General features: G+C 72.9%; 17 protein-coding genes and 1 rRNA gene. 8 read left to right on the top strand and 10 right to left on the bottom strand.

All coding sequences use genetic code 11. The features are described from left to right. The 5 genes from ACFVVX_RS18150 to ACFVVX_RS18130 form a co-directional block, all read right to left on the bottom strand. A 16S ribosomal RNA gene (locus ACFVVX_RS18150) occupies positions 1-75 on the bottom strand; the annotation flags it as partial. A 615-nt stretch (positions 76-690) separates the two neighbouring features. Continuing rightward, positions 691-1365, bottom strand: a complete 675-nt coding sequence (locus ACFVVX_RS18145) for a nucleoside/nucleotide kinase family protein (RefSeq protein WP_387946556.1) — start codon at positions 1363-1365, stop codon at positions 691-693. Positions 1366-1425: 60 nt separating this feature from the next. Beyond that, positions 1426-2382, bottom strand: a complete 957-nt coding sequence (locus ACFVVX_RS18140; RefSeq protein ID WP_387946554.1) for an LD-carboxypeptidase — start codon at positions 2380-2382, stop codon at positions 1426-1428. 78 nt (positions 2383-2460) lie between these two features. Continuing rightward, entirely contained in the window at positions 2461-3588 is a 1128-nt protein-coding gene (gene trpS, locus ACFVVX_RS18135; RefSeq protein ID WP_387946552.1) for a tryptophan--tRNA ligase, read from the bottom strand. 188 nt (positions 3589-3776) lie between these two features. Beyond that, on the bottom strand, positions 3777-5360 hold the full coding sequence (locus ACFVVX_RS18130; RefSeq protein WP_387946550.1) for an APC family permease: 1584 nt from the start codon (positions 5358-5360) through the stop codon (positions 3777-3779). Positions 5361-5683: 323 nt separating this feature from the next. Between ACFVVX_RS18130 and ACFVVX_RS18125 the strand changes: the two genes are divergently transcribed. Together ACFVVX_RS18125 and ACFVVX_RS18120 are read left to right on the top strand one after the other, a co-directional pair. Next, complete coding sequence (locus ACFVVX_RS18125) at positions 5684-6805, top strand: ABC transporter substrate-binding protein (RefSeq protein WP_387946549.1); 1122 nt, start codon at positions 5684-5686, stop codon at positions 6803-6805. 467 nt (positions 6806-7272) lie between these two features. Further along, positions 7273-8160: a hypothetical protein gene (locus ACFVVX_RS18120; RefSeq protein ID WP_387946547.1), complete on the top strand. Its 888-nt coding sequence runs from the start codon at positions 7273-7275 to the stop codon at positions 8158-8160. A gap of 52 nt (positions 8161-8212) precedes the next feature. Here ACFVVX_RS18120 and ACFVVX_RS18115 read toward each other — a convergent pair whose 3' ends face one another. Further along, positions 8213-8761: an NUDIX hydrolase gene (locus tag ACFVVX_RS18115; protein WP_387946545.1), complete on the bottom strand. Its 549-nt coding sequence runs from the start codon at positions 8759-8761 to the stop codon at positions 8213-8215. A gap of 103 nt (positions 8762-8864) precedes the next feature. On the opposite strand from ACFVVX_RS18115, the gene ACFVVX_RS18110 reads away from it, so the two are divergent. Continuing rightward, positions 8865-9863 (top strand): ATP-grasp domain-containing protein, encoded by a 999-nt coding sequence (locus ACFVVX_RS18110; RefSeq protein ID WP_387946543.1) that lies wholly within the window; start codon positions 8865-8867, stop codon positions 9861-9863. Between the two features lie 80 nt (positions 9864-9943). Here the strand turns inward: ACFVVX_RS18110 and ACFVVX_RS18105 are convergent, their stop codons facing one another. Beyond that, on the bottom strand, positions 9944-14047 hold the full coding sequence (locus ACFVVX_RS18105; RefSeq protein WP_387946541.1) for an ABC transporter ATP-binding protein: 4104 nt from the start codon (positions 14045-14047) through the stop codon (positions 9944-9946). A gap of 251 nt (positions 14048-14298) precedes the next feature. Further along, positions 14299-14937 carry a TetR/AcrR family transcriptional regulator gene (locus ACFVVX_RS18100; RefSeq protein WP_387946539.1) on the bottom strand — a complete coding sequence of 213 codons (639 nt, stop codon included), beginning with the start codon at positions 14935-14937 and terminating at the stop codon, positions 14299-14301. Positions 14938-15069: 132 nt separating this feature from the next. Between ACFVVX_RS18100 and ACFVVX_RS18095 the strand changes: the two genes are divergently transcribed. The 4 genes from ACFVVX_RS18095 to ACFVVX_RS18080 all read left to right on the top strand — a co-directional run bounded on the left by ACFVVX_RS18095 (position 15070) and on the right by ACFVVX_RS18080 (position 21649). After that, positions 15070-16779 (top strand): carboxyl transferase domain-containing protein, encoded by a 1710-nt coding sequence (locus ACFVVX_RS18095; protein WP_387946537.1) that lies wholly within the window; start codon positions 15070-15072, stop codon positions 16777-16779. A 101-nt stretch (positions 16780-16880) separates the two neighbouring features. Then, a complete protein-coding gene (locus ACFVVX_RS18090) occupies positions 16881-19274 on the top strand; it encodes an acetyl/propionyl/methylcrotonyl-CoA carboxylase subunit alpha (protein WP_387946535.1) in 2394 nt (797 codons plus the stop codon). Then, positions 19271-20263 carry a hydroxymethylglutaryl-CoA lyase gene (locus ACFVVX_RS18085; protein WP_387946534.1) on the top strand — a complete coding sequence of 331 codons (993 nt, stop codon included), beginning with the start codon at positions 19271-19273 and terminating at the stop codon, positions 20261-20263. The genes ACFVVX_RS18090 and ACFVVX_RS18085 overlap by 4 nt, the downstream gene beginning before the upstream one ends. 195 nt (positions 20264-20458) lie before the next feature. Further along, complete coding sequence (locus ACFVVX_RS18080; RefSeq protein WP_387946532.1) at positions 20459-21649, top strand: acyl-CoA dehydrogenase family protein; 1191 nt, start codon at positions 20459-20461, stop codon at positions 21647-21649. Between the two features lie 294 nt (positions 21650-21943). On the opposite strand, the gene ACFVVX_RS18075 is transcribed toward ACFVVX_RS18080, so the two are convergent. After that, positions 21944-22471 (bottom strand): universal stress protein, encoded by a 528-nt coding sequence (locus ACFVVX_RS18075; protein ID WP_387946530.1) that lies wholly within the window; start codon positions 22469-22471, stop codon positions 21944-21946. 800 nt (positions 22472-23271) lie between these two features. On the opposite strand from ACFVVX_RS18075, the gene ACFVVX_RS18070 reads away from it, so the two are divergent. Then, positions 23272-24447, top strand: a complete 1176-nt coding sequence (locus ACFVVX_RS18070) for an HAD-IA family hydrolase (protein ID WP_387946528.1) — start codon at positions 23272-23274, stop codon at positions 24445-24447. A 93-nt stretch (positions 24448-24540) separates the two neighbouring features. Here the strand turns inward: ACFVVX_RS18070 and ACFVVX_RS18065 are convergent, their stop codons facing one another. Next, positions 24541-25314, bottom strand: a complete 774-nt coding sequence (locus ACFVVX_RS18065; protein WP_387946526.1) for a GNAT family N-acetyltransferase — start codon at positions 25312-25314, stop codon at positions 24541-24543. Positions 25315-25918: the final 604 nt, after the last annotated feature.

The raw sequence follows: 25918 nt of genomic DNA, 5'->3' as shown, positions 1-25918 counted from the left end.
GCTTCACCGTTCGACTTGCATGTGTTAAGCACGCCGCCAGCGTTCGTCCTGAGCCAGGATCAAACTCTCCGTGAATGTCTGCTCGTAATCGAGCCGCACCCGCGTCGAGCGGCACGGCAACCACCGGAATAGGGTGATCCCGCGCACTGCGTCCTCGCTAGTGTTTTACTTCAAAAGGAATCTCCAACCCCAGATGATCTGAGGCCGGGGATGTCAACATATCTGGCGTTGACTTTTGGCACGCTGTTGAGTTCTCAAGGAACGGACACTTCCTTCGGTCTGCCTTCCAGCAGGCCCTCCGGGCGCTTCGTTCTTTCGTGTTTCCAGCTTACCAGATGTTTTCCGCTCCGTTTTCCGGAGTTTCGCTTCCCTGACTCGCTGTCCTTCGGCCTTTCGGCGCTTCCGACTCTACCAGATCGCTCTGCAGTGCCTTTCCGCGCTCCCCGGCCTCGGGAGGCTTTCACCGAACCGACCTGACGGCCTGTCCGACGTTTCCCACTTTAGCCGAGCCCCGCTTCGAAAAGCGAATCCGGCCACAATCCATATAAACGCGCACGTCGAATTCAACCCGAGCCGCGAAGCCAAAAGGACAGGACGCGACCCAGCCCGAACCGGGAAGTGGTGTTTCAGTGGATTGGCCGCCCCGGGACCGTCCGCGCCAATGCGTGTCCGGTGCTCCCAGCCGAGCGACTAGAGAACACTACGCCCATCCCGGGCCACAGGCAAACCCTCCGCCCGGACGATCCGGGTGCAGAGCGAGCGGCTCTCCTTCACGTACTCGCCGTTGGGGTGGTCGTTGGTCGTCACCCAGTGCCAGGCGGTGGCCTCGTCCCGGCCTCCCGCCCGGTGGCGGCTGAGCAGCCGCTCCTCCCGGACGGCGTCCTCGGCATCGACGTACCAGAGTTCGCGGAGCAGTCGGCGGGCCTCGGACCAGGGGGATTCGGCGGAGGCGAGGTAGTTGCCCTCGGTGATGACGAGACGGGCCTGCGGTGGAATCACGTGGCGGGCGGCAACCGGTTCGTCGAGGTCGCGGTCAAAGTCGGGGACGTAGATGTCCCGGAAGCGGTCGGCGGTGACCCGGCGCAGCAGGGCGACATAGCCGTGGGCGTCGAAGGTCTCGGGGGCGCCCTTGCGGTGGACCAGGCCGAGGCGGTCGAGCTGGGCGGCGGAGAGGTGGAAGCCGTCGAGCGGGAGGTAGGCGGCGCTGCCGGGGCCCTCGACGCGCTGGACCTCGGCGACCAGGTGCCGGGCGAGGGTGGACTTGCCGGCGCCGGGCGGGCCGGCAAGTCCGAGGATCGTGCGGGAGTTGCTTCCCGGGCCGCGGAGCAGGCCGAGGGCGAGGGAGGTGAGGGTGTCCTCGTTCATGGCCGCACCCTACTCATCGGCCCTCGCCGCACGGCGGGCCTTGCCAGGCCTTGCCAGGCCTCAGCGGGCACTGAGGGCGGGGACCTCCAGCGTGAGGGTGCCGGCGTCGGCGTCGAGCAGGGCGGGAACACCGAGCGGGACGGTGAGGGTGGACGGGCAGTGGCCGAAGCCCAGCTCCCAGACGACGGGTATGCCGAGCGGGCCGAGGCGGTCGAGCATGACGTCCCGGACCCGGTCCGCGCGGCCGCAGCCCTCCCAGGAGCCGAGGGCGATACCGGCGACGCCGTCGAGGGCGCCGGAGCGCAGCAGCTGGGTGAGGATCCGGTCGAGTTGGTAGGGGTGCTCGTTGACGTCCTCCAGGACCAGGATGCTGCCGGCGAAGGAGGGGCGGGCGGCGGGCGTGCCGCGCTCGGCCGCGAGGACATGGCTGCAGCCTCCGGCCGTGATGCCGCGGGCCCGTCCGGGGACGAGGGCGGTGGCGGTGGGTGAGGTGAGCACGGTCGTGGCCGAGGGGTCGAACAGGGTGCGGCGCAGGTGTTCGGCGGTCGGGCCGTCGGTGATGAAGGAGGCGCCCGCACTCATCGGCCCGTAGAGGGTGACGACGCCGAGCCGCTGGGCGAAGGCCTCGTGCAGGGAGGAGACGTCGCTGAAGCCGATCAGCACCTTGGGCGGGACGGCGCGCATGGCGTCCCAGTCGAGCAGGTCGACGAGGCGGTGCACGCCGTAGCCGCCCCGGGCGCAGATGACGGCGTCGACGTCCGGGTCGAGCCAGGCGGCCTGGATGTCGGCGGCCCGGTCGGCGTCGGTGCCGGCCAGGTGGCCGAGGACGGGATGCGTGTCGAGGACGTGCGGGGCGACGGTCACCCTCAGCCCCCAGGAGCGCAGGATCGCGGACCCGGCGGTGAGCCGCTCGGGATCGATCGGGCTGCTGGGGGCGACCACGGCGACGTGGTCCCCGGGGCGGAGGTGCGGCGGGCGGGTCAGCCCTCGGCCGGGTGCGGGCGGGTGCTGGTCCATGACCGGGTTCCTTCCAGGGTGGGGTGAGGTTCGCTCAGGGCCGGTGGTGCCTCCCGTAGGAGGTATGCCCCGCGGCCTTCAGAGTGATCCCATCACGTCCCGGACCTCGGTGAGCGTGGCGTCTGCGACGGCGTTGGCCCGCTCGGCGCCCGCGCGCAGCACCTGTCGGATGTAGCCGCGGTCGGCGGCGAGTTCGGCGCGACGGGCGCGGATCGGGCGGAGGTGCTCGTTGACGGACTCGGTCACGGTGCGCTTCAGTGCGGCGGCGCCGCCGTCACCGATCTCCTCGGCGATCCGCTCGGGCGGGCGGCCCTGGCAGAGCGCGGCGAGCAGGACGAGGCTGGAGACCTCCGGCCGTCCGGCCGGGTCGTAGCTGATCCGCCGATCGGTGTCGGTCCTGGCGCCGCGGATCAGTCGGGCGGTGGTGTCCTCGTCGGCGGAGAGCGGGACGGCGTTGCCGCGGCTCTTGCTCATCTTCGTGCCGTCGGTGCCGAGCAGCAGCGGGGCGGCGGAGAGCAGGGCCTCGGGCTGGGGGAAGACGCGGGCGCCGTCGGGGCGCGGGTAGCGCTCGTTGAAGCGGCGGGCGACGGTGCGGGCGACTTCGAGGTGCGGCAGCTGGTCCTGGCCGACGGGGACGAGGTTGGCCTTGCAGAAGAGGATGTCGGCGGCCTGGTGGACGGGGTAGGTGAACATCAGCCCGTTCACGGCGGCCTGGTCGGAGTGGGCGATCTCGTCCTTGACGGTGGGGTTGCGGCCGAGTTCGGCGACGCTGACCAGGCTGAGGAAGGGCAGCAGCAACTGGTTGAGGGCGGGGACCGCGCTGTGCGGGAAGATCGTGGCGCGCTCGGGGTCGAGGCCGGTGGCGAGGTAGTCGAGAGCGAGGTTCTCGGTGTGCTCGGCGAGGCGGTGGGCGATGTCGCGGTCGGTGATCACCTGGTAGTCGGCGATCACGACGAACATCTCGGCGCCGAGGCCCTGGAGGCGGACCCGGTTCTGCAGGGTGCCGAAGTAGTGGCCCAGGTGGAGCGGGCCGGTGGGGCGGTCCCCGGTGAGGACGCGGTGGCCGGCCGGGTCGCGTCGGACGGCCTCGTCGAGGGCCGCGGTGCCGGGAGCGGCGGCAGGGGCGGTGGAGGCTGGGGCGGTGCCGGTCGGGGCGGCGGGGGCAGGGGCGCCGTGGGCCTGGGTGGCGGTGGCGGTGGCGGTCATCGGGCTCTCCTCGGTGCGGCGATCATGGTCGACCGTCCGGGTGGGGCCCGTCCCGCGGAGAACGCAACAGGGCCGTCCATCCGGACGGCCCTGGTCAGGCGTGACTGGTGGCCGTCCTAGGACGGCCACCAGTTGAGACCTGCGAAGCGCTTCATGCCATGGAGGATAGCGCCGATCCCCCGACGGTGTCAGTCCTCCACCACCAGCGCGGGGGTGTCCTTGCGCAGCGTCTCGCCGCGGAAGAACTCCGGGCGCTGGATGCCGTACCAGGTCATCAGGACGGCCCCGAGGAGCAGGATGCCGACCCCGATCACGAACACCGAGCCGATGCCGAGGACGGCGCCGCTGCCGTACTCCGGGTCCCAGGCGTCGGTGAGGGTCTGCAGGAAGACGGCGCTGAGCAGCAGGCCGCCGAGGAGCGGGGCGACCCCCCTGAGCACCAGGTCCCGCAGGCTGCCGCGGAGAGAGCGGCGGAAGTACCAGACGCAGGCGAAGGCGGTCAGCGCGTAGTAGAAGCAGATCATCAGTCCGAGGGCCAGGATGGTGTCCTGGACGACGTCCTCGCTGATCAGGCTCATGCCGACGTAGAACGCGGCGGTGGCGACGCCGGCCGCGACGGTCGCGTAGCCGGGGGTGCGGAAGCGCGGGTGGACGCTGCCGAAGCGCGGCGGGACGGCGCGGTAGGCGCTCATCGCGAGCAGGGTGCGGGCCACCGGGATGAAGGTGGTCTGCAGGCTCGCGGCGGCGCTGGCGACGACGGCCAGGAACAGCAGGATGCTCCACGGCGAGCCGAGCACCGGCCGGGCCAGCGTGGCGAAGACGTTGTCGGCGGTCTCCGGGTTGCCGAGACCGTTGCCGGTGCTGCCGACGCCCGCGAACATCTGGGAGGCGATCGCGACCAGCAGGTACGACCCGACCAGGGTGACCATCGAGATCATCGCGGCCCGGCCCGGGGTCTTGGCGCTGCCCTGGGTCTCCTCGTTCATGGTGAGGCAGGTGTCCCAGCCCCAGTACATGAAGATCGACAGGGAGAGGCCGGCCGTGAAGGCGCTGAACGAGCTGACCTGGAGCGGGTCGAGCCAGGAGGCCGAGAAGCCGATCGAGTCCGGCAGGTCCCCGGAGGCGGCCTTGCCGATGGCGATGGCCGAGAACAGCAGCAGCACGGCCAGCTGGAGGCCGACCAGGCTGTACTGGAACCACTTGGTCGCGGTCATTCCCCGGTAGCTCATCGCGGTGGCGCCGGCGATCAGCAGGACCACGGTGAGCAGGTGGACGGCCTTGTTCTGGTCCAGCTCCGCCACCCAACTGCTGCCGGTCATCTCCCCGAGCATCAGGTAGAGGAAGTCCGTCGCCACCCCGGCCAGGTTGGAGAGCACGATGATGGTGGCGACCGTGAGGCCCCAGCCCGCCATCCAGCCGAGCCGGGGGCCGAAGGCCTTGACCGTCCAGGTGAAGGACGTGCCGCAGTCCGGGAAGTCCTTGTTGAGCTCCTTGTACGCGAAGGCGACCAGCAGCATCGGCAGGAAGCCGGCCAGGAAGACCGCCGGCATCTGCACGCCGACGGCGGTGACCGTCGGCCCGAGTGTGGCCGTCAGGCAGTAGACCGGGGCGACCGTGGAGACGCCCAGGACCACGCTGCCCAGAAGGCCGACCGAGTTGCCCCGTAGGCCCTTGTCCCCCGCCGTGTCCCCCGCTGCCCCCGTGGTCCCCGGATCGGGGACGCCACCACTGATGCCACTGTCCGGGGCACCCGCCGGAGCGCCGGGCGCCATTGCCCGTCCGCTGCTTCCGTGCTCTGAGAGCTGCTGATCAAACACCAGCGCACCCTAGGCGGGGGTACCGAAGGTTGAGTAGGCCAACTCTTGGTGATCTGAACCACTCTCTTCGATTCAAGCCCCACAGCCCACTCAAGGGTGGTGGATGCATGGACCTCCAGGGCGTGTACCTTTATTTCAAAGGGTCGTTACCTAATTGATTTGCTCCCTATGTCATGTTTTGAGACGTTTTCATCGTGGCCGGGAAGGGGGTGGGATCAACCCCGCGGGACGTTCAGATAGGTTTGCCTCACCTAACTTCGACCCCGAAGGAGTGCCGCGTGTCCCCCACCCCCGGCAGCCAGACCGTCCACCGCACCTCCCGGCGCAGCCTCCTCACCGCGGGCCTGGGCGGCGGCGTCGTCCTCGGCCTCGGCGGGCTGCTCACCGCCTGCGGCAGCTCGGGCGGGTCGGCCGGATCGGACAGCCCGGGCGGGTCGGCGGGCGGCACCGCGCAGGCCTCGTCCGGCTCCTCGCCGAACCAGAAGTCGGTCAAGCAGGGCGGCGACGACTACGCCGCCGTGATCGAGAAGATGAAGGGCTTCGGCACGGACGCCGCCCCGGGCGTCTACCCGCGCACCGTCCGGCACGCCATGGGCGAGACGGTCATCCCGGCCAAGCCCGTCCGGGTCGTGGTGCTGGACACCGGCGAGCTCGACAACGTCGTCTCGCTCGGCATCCAGCCGGTCGGCGTCGTCTACACCGACGGCTCCAAGAGCATGCCGTCCTACCTCAGGGACAAGGCCGGCAGCCCGGCCAACGTCGGCACCATCAACAGCCTCAACCTGGAGGCCATCGCCGCGCTCAAGCCCGATCTGATCCTCGGCAGCCAGCTGCGCGCGCAGGACCAGTACGCCCAGCTCTCCAAGATCGCGCCGACCGTCTTCGCGATGCGCCCCGGCTACCCCTGGAAGCAGAACTTCCAGCTCAACGCGAGCCCGTTCGGCCTGGAGGCGGAGGCCCGGGCGCAGCTCGACGCGTACCAGGGCGCGGCCGCCGCGATCGGCGCCGGCCTCGGCGACAAGCGGCCCACCATCACCCCGCTGCGCTTCATGCCGGGCAAGACCCGGCTCTACGCGGAGCTGTCCTTCATCGGCACCATCCTCACCGATGTGCCGCTGCCGCAGCCGAAGATCGAGCAGGTCAAGGAGCTCGCCGTCGAGATCAGCGCCGAGCAGATCGACAAGGCCGACGCCGACTGGATCTTCTACGGCGTGTACGGCTCTCCGAGCTCCACCAACCAGGACGCGGTGCTCGGCGGGGCGCTGTGGAAGACCCTCGGCGGGGTCAAGTCCGGTCAGGCGCGGCCGGTTTCGGACGAGACGTGGTTCCTCGGACTCGGTGTCATGGCGGCGAACGCGGTGCTGGCCGACCTGAAGGGCTTCGTCGCGCCCGGCGCCTGAACCGACCGGTCCGGGACGGGGCGAGGCAGGGGCGGGGCCAGGTCGGGGGGCCTGGTCGGGGGCCTGGCGTGTGGTGGTGGCCCGGTGGCGTCGCCCACAACCGTGCGGCGGGCGCTTGGAGCTCGTCGCGGGGTGCGGGAGGATCATCGGGACCGTACCCCGAAGGGCTCGTGCCGATGACCACGCTCGACCAGACCGCACCCGATTCGTCCTCACCCGGCCCTTCCGGGTCCGGTGCCACCGCGACTTCCACCGCGACCGGCTTCTCCGCGCATCCCGGTGGGGGCCGGTCCTCGGCCGGTGCCGCTGCCCCGCTCTGCTCGATCGCGGCGGCGGCCGCCGAGCCGGGACCGTCCGGCGCGGTGCGCGCGGCGGGCTCGGAGCGTGCTGCCGGTTCGGGTCCCGCTGCGGGCGCGGGGCGGGCTGAAGGCCCGGGGCGTTCCGCGGGCTCAGGACGCGATGACTCCGTGCCGCGCCCTCGGGCGGCGACCGGCACCGAGGGCGGCGTCGGCGACGGTCGCGGTGCCGGCGGCGGTGTCGACGACGGTCCGGGCGACAGCGACGGTCCGGGCGACGGCGGGCGGACGGCCGCCAGGCTGCGGGCCGGACTGGCCGGACGGCTGCGGACCGCGCACGCCCAGGGTCGCTCGGTCGACGAGCTCGCCGCCGCCTGCCGCCGACCGGTGGCCGAGGTCAACGCCCTGCTGGCCGAAGGCCGCGCCCCGGTCGGCGGTGCGGAGGGGTTCACCCGGCTCCGACCGGCCGCGGAGTCCACCGAAGAGGAGGCCGTCCCCGTCCTGCGGGCCGCCTCGGAGGAGCTGCGCACCGGTCTGTCCAAGCGCCCCTCGCCGTCACGGCGGCTGCGCCGGATGCACCCGGAGACCGCGGCCGCCCTGACATCGGCCACCGCAGCCGAGTCGGGTCGGACGGGGGCCGGTGCAGGTGCTCCGCCGAGCGGGCCGCCCGCAACGGCCGAAGCCAGGCCGGCCTCACCCACCGCGGTCGGGCCGCCGGTCGAGACACCGCTGGGCATCCTGATCGGCGGCACCCCGAACCTCCCCGAGGCCACCGGTCGACCGGAGGAGCGCCGCCCCGTCCGGGTGTCGGCCGAGCCGGTCCGGATCGGCCGCGGCACCAGCCTGGTGGTACTGCCCGCCTGGCGGGCCGCCATCGCCGTCTCGGTGCCCACCGAGCTGCTGCTGGACGCCACCGGCCTCCGTTTCGACCAGCTCGCCGAGACGCAGCTGTCGGTCCTGATCAACCCCGGCGCCCTGCACGACCGGGAGCTGGAGCTGCACGGCTGGCGCGTCGGCCCGGCGGGGCGGCCGGGCCGACGCGGCGGGCGACCCGCCTGACCCGGCCGCGCCACCCGGCGGCAGCGAGGCCGGGGGCCCGGCGGCGGGGCGGTTACGGTCGCGGGGCGTTCGGGACGTAGCCGAGGTCGACGGGCACCACCTCGCGCTCGCCGGCGAGCCGGCCCGCCCGCACCCCGGCCAGGAGCTCCGGGAGCCGGGGCGGCCAGAGCGGATCGGCCCGTGGGTCCGCCAGGTCGGCGGGGGTCCACCAGCGCCAGTCGAGGATGCCGTCGGTGGCGTGCATCTCGCTGACGTCGCCGACCGGGCCCCGGTGCGGACCGTCGGCCAGGTAGATGTGCTCGTGCTGGCGGACGGGGATGCCGTGCCAGGTGAAGTCGTGCTCCCAGGTGCAGAGGAGCGGTCCGGGTTCGAGGTCGGTCCAGCCGGTCTCCTCCCAGAGCTCGCGGCGCGCGCCGTCCCACGGCGTCTCACCGGCCTCCAGGCCGCCGCCCGGCATCGTCCAGTGCACGCCGACCTCGATGTTGTCCGACCGGAGCAGGAAGACCGAGCCGTTCCCGTCCAGCACCACCGTCCTGGCCGCCTGTCTCGGGGTTCGCTTCCGGCTCAGGGTCCGCTTCGCACCGCGCAGTGGGTTTCGCATCGGGACACTCTGGCAGCACCGCACCGGACCGTCGACCGAATTGGCCCGGTGCCGGGCCGCGTTGGCCGGACCGGGAACCGGCGTTGGCCGTACCCTGACGCCCATGCCCGTACCCGCGATCCTCTTCCCGGCCGACCCGCTCAACCCGCGCCGCCCCGATCCGCACTACACCTGGGAGGCCCGGCTGCTCAGGGAGTTGGGCGGCGAGTACCACCTCGTCGACCATGACGCGCTGCTGGCGGGGAGCGCCGAGGAGGCGGTGCGGCGGGTGCCGTCGGACTGCGGCCCGCTCTGGTACCGGGGCTGGATGCTCCCCTCCGCCGGCTACGCGGCGTTCGCCCGGGCCCTGGCCGGACGCGGCGCCACCCTGCTGACCAGCCCGGCCGGTTATGCGTCGGCACACGAACTGCCCGGGTGGTACGGAGTGTTCGAGGGTGCCACGCCGTCGAGCGTCTGGATTCCGGTACCGGCTGCCGCGGGCGGGGCAGCCTCGGAGGCGGGCGCGGCGGCTGGCGGGGCGGCGGCGCCCGGCCACGGGGAGCTGGCAGCAGCCGTCGCCCGGCTCGGCGGCCGCGGCCCGGCCGTCGTCAAGGACTACGTGAAGTCCCGCAAGGACGCCTGGCACGAGGCCTGCTACGTGCCCGAGTTGGCGGACCTGGCGGCCGTCGGCCGGGTGGTGGATCGGTTCGTCGAGCTGCAGGGCGAGTTCCTGGCGGGCGGTGTGGTGCTGCGCCGGTACGAGGAGTTCGCGCAGACCGTGGTCGGGGGATCCACGGCCGGACGGTCCGCGGCCGGAGGTTCCACCAGTGGCGGCCCGGCGGCCCGGGACCGGCGGACGGTGGAGGCCCGGGTCTGGTGGCTGGACGGTGAGCCCGTGCTGGTCGGTCCGCACCCGGACACGCCCGACCACCCGGCCGAGCCGGACCTCACCGAAGTCCGCCCGCTGGTCCGGACGCTCGGCTGCCGCTTCGTCACCACCGACCTCGCGGAACGGGCCGACGGCTCGGGCTGGCGGGTGGTCGAGGTCGGGGACGGACAGGTGAGCGATCTGCCGCGCGGGGTCGACGCGTCCGGGCTGCTGTCCTCGCTGATCGCCACCTGAACTCCCCTGACCGTCGACCCGGGCTGCCTGACTGCCCGCTGTCCGGGCTGTCCGGCTGCCCTGACGGCCCGCTGTCCGGTCTACCCCGCGATGCGCTCGGGCTCGGGTGCCGGGTGGCCGTCGGCGATGAACGCCTGCCAGAGCCGCGCGTAGACCCCGCCCTGGGCGAGCAGCTCGGTGTGCGTGCCGTCCTCGACCAGCTTGCCGTGGTCCAGGACGACGATCCGGTCGGCACGTTGGGCAGTGGTGAGGCGGTGCGCGATGACCAGGGTGGTGCGGCCGCCGCTGAGCCGGTCCGCGGCGTGGTTGACCGCCGCCTCGGTGGCCAGGTCGAGCGCCGCGGTGGCCTCGTCCAGGAGCAGGATGTCCGGGTCGACCAGCTCGGCCCGGGCCAGCGCGATCAGCTGGCGCTGGCCCGCCGAGAGGTTCCGCCCGCGCCCGGTGACCTCGTGCTCGTATCCTCCCGACAAGCGGACGATCATCTCGTGCGCACCGACCACCCGGGCCGCCGCCTCCACCTCGGCCGGGGTGGCCGACGGCCGGCCGTACGCGATCGCCTCGCGCACGGTGCCCGCGAACAGGTACGCCTCCTGCGGCACGACGCCGAGCCGGTGGCGGTACTGCGCCAGGTCGTAGCGGGTGAGGTCGACCCCGTCGACCCGCACCGACCCGGACGTCGCGTCGTAGAACCGGGCGACCAGCTTGACCAGGGTCGACTTGCCCGCCCCCGTCTCGCCGACCAGCGCCACCGTCTGACCGGCGGGTACGTGCAGGTTGACGCCGGCGAGCACCTCCGGGGCGCCGTCCGCGCCGCCGTTGTAGGCGAAGCCGACGTCCTCGAAGTCGATCTCCCCGCGCAGCCCGCCCGGCACCGGCACCGGGGCCTGCGCCTGGGCGGTGGTGGTCGGCGTGCGCAGCAGCTCGCGGATCCGGCCCAGGCCCACCGCCGCCTGCTGGTAGCCGTCGAAGACCTGCGACAGCTGGTTCACCGGGGCGAAGAACAGGTCGATGTACAGCAGGTACGCGACCAGCGCGCCGACCGTGAGCGTGCCCGCCTCGACCCGCGCGGCGCCGGCGATCAGCACCAGCGCCGCCGCGACGCTGGACAGGAACTGCACGAACGGGAAGTACAGCGAGATGTACAGCTGCGCCCGGACCCTGGCGTCGCGGTAGGCGACGCCCCGGGCGACGAAGCGGTCGGTGTTGGTGTCCAGGCGGCGGAACGCCTGGACGATCCGCATGCCCGCGACGTTCTCCTGGAGGTCGGCGTTGACCGTGCTGATCAGGTCCCGGGAGATCTCGTACTGGGCCTTGGACTTCTTGCGGAAGACCAGCGTGGCCGCGACCAGCAGCGGCAGCACGGCGAAGACCACCAGGGCCAGGCCCGGGTCGATGATCAGCAGCGCCGCGAAGATGCCGAAGAAGGTGAGCAGGCTGACCACGGCCGTGACCACGCCGGTCTGCAGGAAGGAGGTCAGCGAGTCCAGGTCGGTGGTCATCCGGGTCATGATCCGGCCGGACAGCTCGCGCTCGTAGTAGTCCAGGCCGAGCCGGTTGAGGTGAGCGAAGATCTTGAGGCGGAGGGTGTAGAGCACCCGCTCGCCGGTGCGGCCGCTGACCCGGTTCTCGGCGCTCTGGACCAGCCAGTCCAGCAGGACGACCACCAGGGCGGCGAGCGCCGCGGTGGTGACGCCCGCCATCAGGGACTTGCTGACGCCCTGGTCGATGCCGTGCCGGATCAGGATCGGCAGGACGAGTGCGGCGCCCGCGTCCAGGGCGACCAGCAGCAGGGCGAGGACGAGCGGGCGGCGGAAGGGGCGCAGCAGGCGGCGGAGGCTGAAGTCCGGGTCTCCCGCCTCGGCACGGTCCCGGGGGATCTCGGGGGTGTCGGTGGCCGGCGGGAGCGCGGCGACCTGGGCCAGGAGGTCGGGGGCGGCGGTGCGGGCCGCCTTGGCCAGCGCCCGGGTGGGCATGGCGGGGGCGCTGTGCGCGGCCTGGTCCGGGGCGGTCCCGTCCGGGGCGGTCTCGTCAGGGGTTGCGCCGACCGGGGTGGCTTCGTCCGCGGTGGCGCTGGCCGGGGTGGCGCCGGCCGGGGTGGCGTGGCGCTCGGAGGCCAGGGGTCTGGGGGATCCGGCTTCGGCTGGTCCGGCGGGGGCGGGGGGTCCGGCGAGGGTGGGGGGTCCGGCGGGGGTGGGGGCTGCGGGGATCGTTTCGGGGGCGGCCGGTGCGGCCGCGCCCGACGGACCGGTGCGACCGGCCTCGGGATCGGAGATCAGGGCCCGGTACTGCGGACATCGGGCGTCGAGTTCCTCGTGCGTGCCGATGTCCACCAGTCGGCCGTGGTCCAGCACGGCGATCCGGTCGGCGAGCTGCAGGGTGGAGCGGCGGTGGGCGATCAGCAGCGTGGTCCGGCCGGCCATGACCGAGCGCAGGGCGTCGTGGATCTCCGCCTCGATCTGCGGGTCGACCGCCGAGGTGGCGTCGTCCAGCAGCAGGAGGCGCGGGTCGGTGAGGATCGCCCGGGCCAGGGCGATGCGCTGGCGCTGGCCGCCGGAGAGGGTGAGGCCCTGCTCGCCGACCTTGGTCTCGTAGCCGTTCGGCAGCTCGCGGACGAACTCGTCCGCCTGGGCGGCCCGGGCGGCTGCCACGATCTGCTCGTCGGTGGCGTCCGGCCGCCCGTACGCGATGTTGGTGCGGACCGTCTCGGAGAACAGGAAGCTCTCCTCGGGGACGATGCCGACGGCCGCCCGGACCGAGTCGAGGGTGAGGTCGCGCAGGTCGTGCCCGTACAGCCGGACGGCGCCGGCCGCCGGGTCGTAGAACCGGGGCACCAGCTGCGCCACGGTCGACTTGCCGGAGCCGGACGCGCCGACCAGCGCCAGGGTCTCGCCCGGGGCCAGCTTCAGGCTGAGCCCGTGCAGGACGGGCGCGGGGTGCTCGGGGTCGTAGCGGAACTCGACCTGGTCGAACTCCAGCGCCAGGTCGGGCGTGCGGGGGCCGACGGTGCGGCCCGGGTCTGCGGCCCCGTCCGCCGGGGGCCCGGCGGTGAGGTCGAGGGTGACCGCGTCCGGACGGTCCTGGACCAGCGGACGCTCGTCGATCAGTTGGAGCACCCGCTCGACGCCCGCCCTGGCCTGCTGGCCGACGGTGATGACCATGGTCAGCATCCGGACCGGGCCGGTCATCTGGGCCACGTAGGTGGAGAAGGCGACGAACGTGCCGAGCGAGACCCGGCCGTCGACCGCCAGCCAGCCGCCGAACGCGAGCACCGCGACCTGGGCGAGCGCCGGGATCGCCTGCATCGCCGGGTTGTAGCGGCTGTTGAGCCGGATCGAGCGCAGTCGGGCGGCGAACAGGTTCTGCGAGGCGGCCGCCAGCTTGTCCTGTTCCTGGGCCTCCTGGCCGAAGCCCTTGACCACCCGCACGCCGCCGATCGCCTCGTCGACGGCGCCGGCGACGGCGGCCGCCTCCTGCTGGGCGGCCCAGGTCGACGGGAACAGCCGCTTGCGGCTGAGCGTGGAGAGCCACCAGAGCGCCGGGCCCATCACCAGGGCGACCAGCGTGAGCGGCGGCGACAGCCAGACCATCACGGCCAGCGACATGACGAACATCAGCAGGTAGCCGGTCATCATCGGCAGCATCGAGAGCAGCCCGTTGATCAGCTGCAGGTCGGAGGTGGCGCGGCCGATCACCTGGCCGGTGTCCAGCCGGTCCTGCCGGTGGCCGTCCAGTCGGCCGAGCGAGCGGAACAGGTCGCTGCGCATGTCGTGCTGGACGTCGAGGGCGAGCCGCCCGCCGTAGTAGCGGCGCACCTGGGTACAGGCGAACACCAGCGCGGCCGCCACCAGCAGGGCCACGGCCCAGGGCGCGAGCGAGCGGGTGTGCGCGGTGATGACGTCGTCGATGATCAACTTGGTGACCAGCGGCACCAGCGAGGTCACGGCCATGCCGACGAGCGAGGCGCCGAACGCCAGCAGCACGCTCCGCCGGGACCGCCAGCAGTAGCCGATCAGCCGCCGGAGCCAGCCCGAACCGCCGGCGCCATCGGCAGCACCGGGGCTGCCGGGGCCACCGGGACCGGGGGCCGCGGTCGACGTGTTCGCACCACCCCGCGCGCCGGCCCGGGTGCCGGTTCGCGCGCCGCTCGGGGACAGCTCCACCGTAGATCCGTGAGTCTCAGGCATATTTAGGGATGCTAACCATTCCGTCGGGTGGCCGCCATCGGTTTCAGGTCAGACCGGACCGGGGGAATCCACCCCGGCTGAGGAGCCAACAGCCCGCGGCCTGCGGTGATTCCCGGGCGGGCCCGCCCGGGCCGCCTGGTACCAGCGTGGCCGACCACGCGCCGAACGCCCACCGCCCGCGGGGCGGCAGGTCGCCCTTCTTTGGACCTAGGCCGGATCCGGGCGGGGCCCGCCCCGATTCCGGCCCCGCCTCAGCTCCGGCCTGCGGATTCGGCGGCCGCCGAGAAGGCGCCGTGCGCCAGGCTGTGCAGCAGGGCGGCCATGCCGTCGCGCTGCAGTCCGACGCGCTCGCCCTGGACGGGGTTCGGGCCGAGGCTGTGCGGGGTCGAGTTGATCAACCCGAAGACGGCGTGCACGGCGGCCCGCGCGACGGGTTCGGCGGAGGGCTCGGCAAGCGCCGGGTGGGCCTCCCGGACGACGTCCACCCACAGCTCGACATAGCCGCGCTGGAGCCGGCGGACCTTGCGCCGGTCCTCCTCCTTGAGGTTCAGCAGCTCCCGGTCGTGCAGGGTGATCAGGTCGCGGTCGTCGAGTGCGAAGTCGACGTGCCCGCTGATCAGCGCGTCCAGCGCGGCGACCGCGCCGTCGCCGCCGCCCGCCCGGCGGCGCCCCTCCTCCAGCAGGCGCTCACTGATGCCGATGAGGAGGTCGGCGAGCATCGCGTCCTTGCCCGCGAAGTGCCGGTAGAGCCCCGGGCCGCTGATCCCGACGGCCTTCCCGATCTCGTCGACCCCCACCCCCAGGAAGCCCCGGGCGGCGAACAGCCGGGCGGCCTCCTTGCGGATCTGGTCACGGCGTGGGAGCGCGGAGGCGGCTGGCACGTTCGGCATGCTGCCCATCGTAGACAGTCGGGTTATCGGCCGTTAACCTGGGCGGCACGAGTTAACGCTCATTAACGTGACGGTCGAGGGCCCACCTGGCCCTACCGCCCATTCGGTGCCGAGGGCAAGGGAGCTCTTGGGATGGTCATCTCAACCGCCGGTACATCCGCCGGCGTCAACGGCAGCGCGGCATCCGGGGCTGCCGGGTCCGGAGCCGTTCCACCGGGAGCCACCGCTCCCGCGCCCCGCCTCGGCACCGCGGTCGACCCGGGCTCCGAGGCCTACCGCTCGAACACCGAGGCCCACCGGGCCCTCGTCGGGGAGCTGCGCGAGAAGCTCGGCGCGGCCGCCCTCGGCGGTGGCGCCAAGGCCCGGGCCCGGCACACCTCGCGCGGAAAGCTGCTCCCCCGCGACCGGGTGGACACCCTGCTCGACCCGGCCTCCCCCTTCCTGGAACTGGCCCCGCTGGCGGCCGACGGGATGTACGACGGCGCCGCACCGGCGGCCGGCGTGATCGCCGGCATCGGCCGGGTCGCCGGACGCGAGGTGGTGGTCGTCGCCAACGACGCCACCGTCAAGGGCGGCACGTACTACCCGATGACGGTCAAGAAGCACCTGCGCGCCCAGGAGGTGGCGCTGGAGAACCGCCTCCCCTGCATCTACCTGGTGGACTCCGGAGGCGCCTTCCTGCCGATGCAGGACGAGGTCTTCCCGGACCGCGACCACTTCGGCCGGATCTTCTACAACCAGGCCCGCCTCTCGGCCGCCGGCATCCCGCAGATCGCCGCCGTGCTCGGCTCCTGCACCGCGGGCGGCGCGTACGTACCGGCGATGAGCGACCAGGCCGTCATCGTCCGCAACCAGGGCACGATCTTCCTCGGCGGGCCGCCCCTGGTGAAGGCCGCCACCGGCGAGGTCGTCACGGCCGAGGAACTCGGCGGCGGCGACCTCCACTCCCGCACCTCCGGAGTGACGGACCACCTGGCCGAGGACGACGCCCACGCGCTCTCGATCGTGCGCACCATCGTCGCCGGGCTCGGCCCTCGCCCGGCCAGGCCCTGGCCGCTCACCTCGGCCGAGCCGCCCGCCGTCGACCCGGCCGGCCTCTACGGCGCCGTCCCGGTGGACCCGCGCACGCCCTACGACGTCCGCGAGGTGATCGCGCGACTGGTCGACGGAAGCCGGTTCGCCGAGTTCAAGGCCGAGTACGGCGCGACCCTGGTGACCGGTTTCGCCCGGATCCACGGCCACCCCGTCGGCATCGTCGCCAACAACGGCGTGCTGTTCTCGGAGTCCGCCCTCAAGGGCGCCCACTTCATCGAGTTGTGCGACCAGCGGGGCATCCCCCTCCTCTTCCTGCAGAACATCACCGGGTTCATGGTCGGCCGGCAGTACGAGGCGGGCGGCATCGCCAAGAACGGCGCCAAGATGGTGAACGCCGTCGCCTGCACCCGCGTCCCGAAGCTGACCGTGGTGATCGGCGGCTCGTACGGAGCCGGCAACTACTCGATGTGCGGCCGGGCCTACTCGCCTCGCTTCCTGTGGATGTGGCCGGGCGCCAAGATCTCCGTGATGGGCGGCGAACAGGCCGCCTCCGTGCTGGCCACCGTCCGCCGCGACCAGTTGGAGGGCCACGGCGAACAGTGGCCGACCGAGGCGGAGGAGGAGTTCAAGCGCCCCGTCCGCGAGCAGTACGAGCGCCAGGGCAACGCCTACTACGCCACCGCCCGGCTCTGGGACGACGGGGTGATCGACCCGATGGACACCCGCACCGTCCTCGGCCTCGCCCTCACCGCCTGCTCCAACGCGCCGCTCCCGCCGCCCGGCCCGTACGGCGTCTTCCGGATGTGACCTCCGGTTTCCGGATGCGACCGCCGGCCGCGCCCGACGCGCGGCCGGCCCTTCCACCACCTCCTTCGTACGGCTCCCCTCGACCCGGAGGAACGCCTCCCATGTTCGACACAGTTCTGGTCGCCAACCGTGGCGAGATCGCCGTCCGGGTGATCCGCACCCTTCGGCGGCTCGGTGTGCGTTCGGTCGCCGTGTTCAGCGACGCGGACGCCGACGCACCCCACGTCCGCGAGGCCGACGTCGCGGTACGGCTCGGACCGGCCGACCGCAGCGACAGCTCCGCGGCCGAGACCTACCTGCGGACCGACCAGATCCTCGCCGCCGCCCGCCGCACCGGGGCCCAGGCCGTCCACCCCGGCTACGGCTTCCTCGCCGAGAACGCCGCCTTCGCCCGTGCCTGCGCCGACGCCGGCCTGGCGTTCATCGGGCCGCCGCCCTCCGCGGTCGAGCTGATGGGCGACAAGATCAACGCCAAGGAGGCCGTACGGACCGCCGGCGTGCCGGTGGTCCCGGGCAGCCAGGCCACCGCGCCCACCGACCAGGAACTCGTCGCGGCCGCCGAGGAGATCGGCTACCCCGTCCTGCTCAAGCCCTCCGCCGGTGGCGGCGGCAAGGGCATGCGCCTCGTCCGGGACCCGGCCGAGCTGCCGACCGAGATCGCCGCCGCACGGCGCGTCGCCCGCACCGCCTTCGGTGACGACACCCTGCTGCTGGAGCGCTGGATCGACCGGCCCCGCCACATCGAGGTGCAGGTGCTCGCCGACGCCCACGGCACCACCGTCCACCTCGGCGAGCGCGAGTGCAGCCTGCAGCGCCGCCACCAGAAGCTGATCGAAGAGGCACCCTCCGTTCTCCTCAATGCCGAGACCCGCGCCGCGATGGGCGCAGCGGCCGTCCGGGCGGCCGAGTCCTGCGGTTACACCGGGGCCGGCACCGTGGAGTTCATCGTCCCCGGCCTCGACCCGGACTCCCCCACCCCCGCCGAGGGGGTACGGGACTTCTTCTTCATGGAGATGAACACCCGTCTCCAGGTGGAGCACCCCGTCACCGAACTCGCGATCGCCATCGGTGGCAGTGCCGCCGGAGGCGACGCCGACGGGACCGCCACGGCCCGGCCCCGACGGCTGGACCTGGTCGAGTGGCAGCTGCGGATCGCCGCAGGCGAGCACCTCTCCTTCACCCAGCCGGACGTCTCCTTCCTGGGCCACGCCATCGAGGCCCGTATCTGTGCCGAGGACCCGGAGAGGGACTTCCTCCCCACCGGCGGCCGCATCCTCGTCCTGGACGAGCCGCAGGGCGAAGGCATCCGGGTGGACTCCGGTGTCGCCCCGGGCACCGTGATCACCAGCTCCTACGACCCCATGCTCGCCAAGGTCATCGCGTACGGGCCCGACCGCCCGACCGCGCTGCGCCGGCTGCGTGCCGCGCTGGCGGACACCCGGATCCTGGGCGTGACCACCAACACCGGCTTCCTGCGACGACTGCTCGCACACCCCGAGGTCGCCGCCGGCCGCCTGGACACCGGTCTGGTCGAGCAGACGGCGCAGCAGCACCCCGCGATGCTGGCCTCGCCCTACTCCCCGGCCGCCCTGGCCGCTTCCGGATCCGCTCCGGAATCCGCTCCCGAGATCTCCGTCGAATCCCGCGCCGAAGCCTCCGTCGAGGGCTCTGGCGAGGGCTCCGGTCCGCTGTCGCCCGAGGCGCCGACGCCCGTCCACCTCCTCTACTACGCGGCCGCGCTCGCACGGCACCTGGACCTCGCTCCCGTCACCGACACCGTCGGCTGGACCGATCCGTTCTCCCTTCCCTCCGGCTGGCGCATGGGCGGCGATCCGGCCTGGACCACTCACCGACTCCGGGCCCCCGGCCAGGAACCGGTGTCGGTGCGCGTCCGTCCGATCACTGCGAGCAACGTAGCCGAGGCCACTGACATTCCCCCGGGTGTCACTCCCGAGGTGGAACTCCGGCTCGGCTCCGGTCCGGTCCACCGCGCCCGGGCCGTACGCGTCGGCGGCCGTCTGCACCTGACCGTCGACGGTCTGCAGACGACGTTCGCGCAGACCACCGACAACGCCGCCGGCCCGGTCGCCACCGGCCCGGTGACCTGGCTCGGGATCGACGGCGACGCCTGGCCCGTGCACTCCTACGACGCCGTCGGCGAGAGCACCTCGGCCGGGGCCGCCCACCACGGCGCGCTCACCGCCCCGATGCCCGGGACGGTGACCGTCGTGAAGACCTCGGCCGGCGAACAGGTCCGTCAGGGCCAGGCCCTGCTCGTCCTGGAGGCCATGAAGATGGAACACGTGATCGCCGCGCCGCACGACGGCACCGTGGCCGAGCTGCGCGTCGCCGCAGGAGCCACCGTGGCCATGGACGAGGTGCTGGTCGTGGTCGCCCCCGCAGCGGAGGAGCCGACCGGCCGGGCCCCGGACGCCGGGTCCGCCGACGCGTCGCCCCTGGCCGGCACCACCGTGGCGGCCGAGGTGCGGTCATGACCGCCGCCTCCCCCGCCTCCGAGCCCGACGCGCTCGACCTCGGCCTGCCGGACGCGGTCGGCGCCCCGGGGCTGCCCGAGGAGGTCCGGATCCACGAGGTCGGGCCGCGTGACGGGCTGCAGAACGAGGGCTCGCTGGTGCCCGTCGAGGTCAAGGCCGAGTTCATCGCCCGGCTCGCCGACGCCGGGTTGCGCACGGTCGAGGCCACCAGCTTCGTCCACCCGAAGTGGGTGCCGCAGCTCGCCGACGCCGAGGAGCTCGTGCCGCGCCTCGCCGACCTGCCCGCCCGTCACCCCGGGCTGCGGCTGCCGGTGCTGGTGCCCAACGAGCGCGGCCTGGACCGCGCGCTCGCCCACCACGCCACCGACATCGCCGTGTTCGCCAGCGCGACCGAGACCTTCGCCCGCCGCAACCTGAACCGGTCGGCCGACGAGGCGATGGCCATGTTCGAACCGGTCGTGGAACGGGCCACCGCCGCCGGCGTACGGGTCCGCGGCTACCTCTCGATGTGCTTCGGCGACCCGTGGGAGGGCCCGGTCCCGGCCGCCCAGGTGATCGGGTTCGGCGTGCGCCTGCTGGAGATGGGCTGCACCGAGCTGAGCCTCGGCGACACCATCGGCGTGGCGACCCCGGGCCAGGTCACCGCCCTGCTGGAGGGCTTCGCGGCGGCGGGCGTGCCGACCGAGCGGCTCGCCGTGCACTTCCACGACACCTACGGCCAGGCGCTCAGCAACACGTTGGCGGCGCTGCGCTGCGGCATCGCCACGGTCGACGCCTCGGCGGGCGGCCTGGGCGGCTGCCCCTACGCCAAGAGCGCCACCGGAAACCTGGCCACCGAGGACCTGGTCTGGATGCTGCACGGCCTCGGCATCCGGACCGGCGTCGACCTGCGCGCCCTGGTCGCCACCAGCGGCTGGATGGCCCGCCGACTCGGCCGTCCGAGCCCGTCCCGCACCGTCCAGGCGCTGCTCGGCGCCGACCGGGGCTGACCTCCCCGACCCTGCCGCCGGCCGGTCCCCGGGCCCCGGAGCCCGGCCGGTGCACCCCGTCCGCACGGCACCCCGTCCACGCGGCACCCCCGCCTCCCTTCCGACCACACCGTGGTCCGTCACACCATCGGACGGACGCCGGTCATCCCGATCACGCCCCGCGGCCACCCCCGGCCGGGCTCCAGGAGGATCACCATGCTCGATCACCGGTTGAACAGCGAGTACGAGGAACTGCGGCGCACCGTCGCCGAGTTCGCCCAGGACGTGGTCGCGCCGAAGATCGGCGAGTTCTACGAGCAGGGCGAGTTCCCCTACGAGATCGTTCGGGAGATGGGGCGGATGGGCCTGTTCGGCCTGCCCTTCTCGGAGGAGTACGGGGGCATGGGCGGCGACTACTTCGCGCTCTGCCTCACCCTGGAGGAACTCGCCCGGGTCGACTCCTCGGTCGCGATCACCCTGGAGGCGGCGGTGTCGCTCGGCGCGATGCCGATCTACCGCTTCGGGACGGAGGAGCAGAAGCGCGAGTGGCTGCCCCGGCTGACCTCCGGCGAACTCCTCGGCGCGTTCGGCCTGACCGAGCCCGAGGGCGGCTCCGACGCCGGCGCGACCCGCACCACGGCCCGCTACGACGAGGCCACCGACGAGTGGGTCATCAACGGCACCAAGTGCTTCATCACCAACTCCGGCACCGAGATCACCGGGCTGGTCACGGTCACCGCGCTCACCGAACCGATCGCTCGTTCGAGTGAAGAGGGCGAATTCTCCTCGCCACAGCGCGAAATCTCTTCCATCATCGTGCCCACGGGAACCCCGGGGTTCCAGGTCTCCAAGAAGTACTCGAAGGTCGGGTGGAACGCATCCGACACCCGCGAACTGTCCTTTACCGACTGCCGCGTTCCTGCGGCCAACCTGCTGGGCGAGCGTGGCCGAGGCTACGCCCAGTTCCTGCGGATCCTCGACGAGGGCCGCATCGCGATCGCAGCCCTGGCCACCGGCCTGGCCCAGGGGTGCGTCGACCAGTCCGTCCTCTACGCCGGCACCCGCCGGGCCTTCGGCCGGCCGATCGGCGCCAACCAGGCCATCCAGTTCAAGCTCGCCGACATGGAGATGCGCGCACACACCTCCCGCCTGGCCTGGCGGGACGCCGCCTCCCGGCTGCTGCACGGCGAACCGTTCAAGAAGGAGGCCGCGATCGCCAAGCTGTACTCGTCCGAGGCCGCCGTCGACAACGCCCGCGAGGCGACCCAGATCCACGGCGGGTACGGCTTCATGAACGAATTCCCGGTCGCCCGGTTCTGGCGCGACAGCAAGATCCTCGAAATCGGCGAGGGCACCTCGGAGGTCCAGCGGATGCTCATCGCCCGGGAGCTCGGCATCCAGTCCTGAGCTCCGCTCCGGCCCGGTCGGGGGCCCGCCACTCCGGGCCCCCGACCGACGGCCGGTCACCAACCCTGACACGGAAGGGAGTTACCAACCCCCAGCACTCACGAGCACGTACGAGTACTCATGCCAGCAGCGCCGACGGCCCGCACCGACGGCCCGCACCGACGGCCCGCACCGACGGCCCACACCGGCCGACCCCGGGGCCGGGCCTCACCACCGCTGCGGGCACGATCCGACCGCGCCCCTCATTCCTCACCCCCGCGCCCATCCGCCGGCACCCCGCGGCCGGAAGGGACGTCAGGGGATGACGATGACCGGCCGGTTGGCGCGACGGGCCAGTCGACCCGAGACCGAACCGAAGATCTTGCCGAGCAGGCCGTGCGTACTGCCGACCACGATGGCGTCGGCGGCGTACTCGCGGCCGACCTCCTCGATCTCGTGACAGATGTCGCCGCCGCGCTCGACCAGGATCCAGGGCACGCCGGCAAGGAAGTCGGCACAGGCGAGCTCCAGGCCGAGGACCTCGGTCCGGTGATCCGGGAGGTCGACGAAGACGGGAGGTTCACAGCCCGCCCAGACCGTGGCAGGCAGGCGGTTGGCGACGTGCACGATCACCAGCCCGCACTGTGAGCGCCGGGCCATGCCCACCGCGTAGGCGAGCGCCCGCTCGCTCGACAGCGAGCCGTCGAAGCCCACCACCACACCGTGCTGGAAAGCCGGATCGCAGGGGCGTACGGGCGCCTCCTGGACCGCCGGCTCGCCAGGCGCGCCCGGCAGCCCGGAGCCTCCCGAGCGGTCCGCACCGGGGCCGAGGCGGCCGGTCATCTCGGCCTCCGCGGAGCCGGCCCGCTGCTCGTCCCGCCGCTGGCGCGAACCGGGGCGGCCACGGCGGGCGATGTTGCGCAGGGAACGGGAACGGCCCCGGGAACGCGTGGCTCCACCGAGGTCTCCATCAAGGTCTCCACCGAGGTCGTCACGGTCGACGGCGTCTGCCCCGGCCACTGCGCCCGCACTGCGGACCGTGTCCGGTTCAACCGGTCGGAAGGACTCAAAACCAGCCATGGCTCACGGCTCTTCGAGGGAGATGGGCCGACAGGAGAGGACAACGCTGCCCGGGCAGCAGGCCCGCCCACGGGACGACGTCGGTCTGCGCCGAGCACCACCGTATGTGACCTATTCCTTTCAGAGTACGACGGGCGCGGGGCTCAGCCCAGCGGCGGAGCCCCGGAACGACTGTGTTCCCGCGAATGGGGGATGCGCCCGCGGACAGCAATGCGCCCCTATCGGCAGGCGGTCACGCCCCCTCTGGCTGAAGGAGGTTCTCTGGAGCTTGACTGAGCAGGCCGGGACATGGCAACAGGCCACCGGGACACCGTGACCGGACTGTCATTGATCGGCAACGATCCGTTGCCGACCGCCGCCGCACGATGTGGCCGAGGCTCACACCGGGCGGGCCGCCTGGAGAGCCTCCGCCTGCCCCACCGGCTCTCCTACGCCCCACCCGTCACCCCGCTCCTGGGCGCCGTCCTCCGCCCTGGTAGCCGTTTCGGCCAATTCGTACGGGTTGACGACCGTCTCTGGCATTTGCCAGATGCATAGGCGCAGCCGCTGACACCATGCTCGGCATGCCCCTGCTCCTGCTGGACCTCGACAACACGCTGCTCCCCAGGGATGCCGCTTTCCGGGCCTGGGCTCAGGATTTTCTGGCCGAACGGAGGCTGCCGCCCGCCGACCTCGACTGGCTCGTCACCATCGACGGCGGCGGCTACGTGCCGCGCAGCACCGTACTGTCCGCCGCCCAGCGCCGCTACGGGTTGGACGAGTCCATGGAGTTCCTGCTCGCGCACTACCGACGCGGCATCAACTCCCACATCCACTGCCCGTCCCGACACATCGACGCGCTGCGGGCGGCACGGGCCGCCGGCTGGACACTCGGCATCGTCAGCAACGGCAGCACCCGACCGCAGTTGGAGAAGATCCGACGCACCGGACTCGGCCCGCTGGTCGACGGCTGGGTGATCTCGGAGGAGGCCGAGTGCCTCAAGCCCGACCCCTTGATCTTCGAGATCGCGGCCCAGCGCTGCGGCGTCGCGCCCACCGGCGACTGGACCTCGCACACCTGGATGGTCGGGGACCACGCCCCCGCCGACATCGCGGGCGCGGAGCTGGCCGGCCTGCGCAGCGTCTGGCTGCACCACGGGCGGCCCTGGGCCGAGCCCGGCTATCGGCCGACCCTGAAGGCGGCCGGGCTTCCGGAGGCCGTCGGGCAGGTGCTCTCCGCCCGCAATGCCCCCGGCGCCCGCCCGGGGATCCGGACCGGCGGCCCGCTCCAGCGCAGGGCGGCCGGCGCCGCACCGGTCGGTACCTGGGACAGGAGCGGTACGGCGGCAGCGCCCAGCAGCGCACGGCCCAGCGCGCGTATCGCACTGTCCGCCCCGGACGGCCCGCGTGCGCCTTCCGCCGCGCAGTCGGCGGGGGGCGGTGCACCCGGCTCCTCGACAAGATCCGCTGTCCGAAACCGGTCCGGCGAAGTTGCCGAGCCGGGCGACAGGTCACCTGCCGGGGGCGCCCGGTCCGCCGCCCCGCCCAAACTCGACCACCCGGAACGCCCCGAACGCCACGACCACCTGGAACGCCACGAGCGCCCTGAGCGCCCCGCGCGCACCAGGTTCGCCGCGCCGCCCACGCAGCCCTCGTCGCCTCCCGCGCCACCGGTCTCGTCGGTCTCGCTGATGCGGCCGGGCCCGGGCCTGCGCCCGGCCGTGTCTGCACAGACCGTCGCCGCGGCGGTCGCCCGGTAGCCGGGCTCCGCCACGGCCGGTCAAGCCCGGCTACCGGGCCGCGCGGTTGGCCCGCCCGGACCGCCCGGACCGCCCGGGCACCCGGTCAGCGGGTCAGCGGGTCCACCAGGTGGTACGGCCCTGCTCGGTGAAGCCGAGCTTGCGGTAGAGCGGCTCACCGAGCGCGGTGGCCACCAGGGTCGCCGGGCGGTCGGGGTGCGCCGCGGCGAGCGCCGCCTCCAGCACGGCGCGCGCCACGCCCCGGGAGCGGTGGTCGGGAAGCGTCGCGACCCAGTACACCCCGGTGGCGCGGCCGTCGTCGTAGGTCAGGCAGGCTCCGGCCGTCACGCCGTCGACGCGGCCGCGCCAGGCACGGAGTCCCGGTTGGTGCAGCAGCGGCTCCGGCAGCATCACGCCCCTGGTCCAGGGCCGGCGGGCCGGGATCGGGAAGCCCTCGACCACCGCCCGCTCCACCTCGGCGAACCCGTCCCCGTCCAGCACCTCATCGACCGTCAGGGACCGGCCACCACGCGCACCCTCCCCCGCCGCGCGGGCGTCGAGCGGGCCGGGCTCGCGGACCATGACCGCCATCGCCGGGCCGTGCGAGCAGCCGAAACGCTCCAGGTCGAGCCCGCCGTACGGGTCCTCCACAGTGAGCCCGACGGTGGACCACTCCTTGAACAGGACCGCCAATTCCTCTTCCAGCCCGGCCGGTTCGCCGTACGGTCGGGTGACCACGATGCGATGGGCATCGGTCGGGGTGCGGGCGCAGCGAACGGCGGTGAACCCGGGGCGGGCGAGCTGCTGCCAGCCGTGCGCCCGGGCCTGGGCGAGCCAGAACGCGGCGGCGTTGTCGTTGGCCAGTTCGAGCCGGCTGCGAGTGTTCACAGCAGGACGGTAGCGCGCCGGGCCGACAGCCGGTCACGGGCCCCGGCACTGGCCGGATGAAGCCAGGGCGGCGCACACTTCGTCTGCGTGCGCCCTCCCGTGCACCGCCGATTTTCGGTCAATCTCGCGCGGCTCCCTCGCCCTTGGGCAAACCCGCAGCCCAGACCCGCCGGCCGGGTCCGCCGAAGCCGGGCGCCCCAGGACCAGTCCCGCGACAACCAGCCACCGTTGCACCGGCCCCCTTCCCAGAAGGGTCGACGGGTGCCACGCTTCGTGATCGAATGCATCACGCCAAATTGCCATGTCGACATAGCGTCGGATGGTGAACTTGTCACAACGGCAACGGTCCACCCGATAGATTCGATCTTGGCCAGCAGTGCCGCACCACCACACCACACCACCGAGGGGGCTTGAGCGCCTTGAGCAGGGTGAGCAGGAGCGACGCGGGTCCTGACAGCGGCCAGGCCGCGACCGGCATCACGGGTCGTCCCGCGAGAAGCACCGGCGCCCCAGCCATCGCTGCCACCCCCCGCACCTCCGGCACCTCCAGCGCCGCCTCGTACACCTCTGCGGCATCTTCCGTCCCATCCGTCACATCCGCCAC

Source organism: Kitasatospora sp. NPDC058170, from assembly GCF_042883905.1.
In the GTDB taxonomy this organism is placed as follows: domain Bacteria; phylum Actinomycetota; class Actinomycetes; order Streptomycetales; family Streptomycetaceae; genus Kitasatospora.
This window is presented reverse-complemented; position numbering and strand designations above follow the sequence as displayed.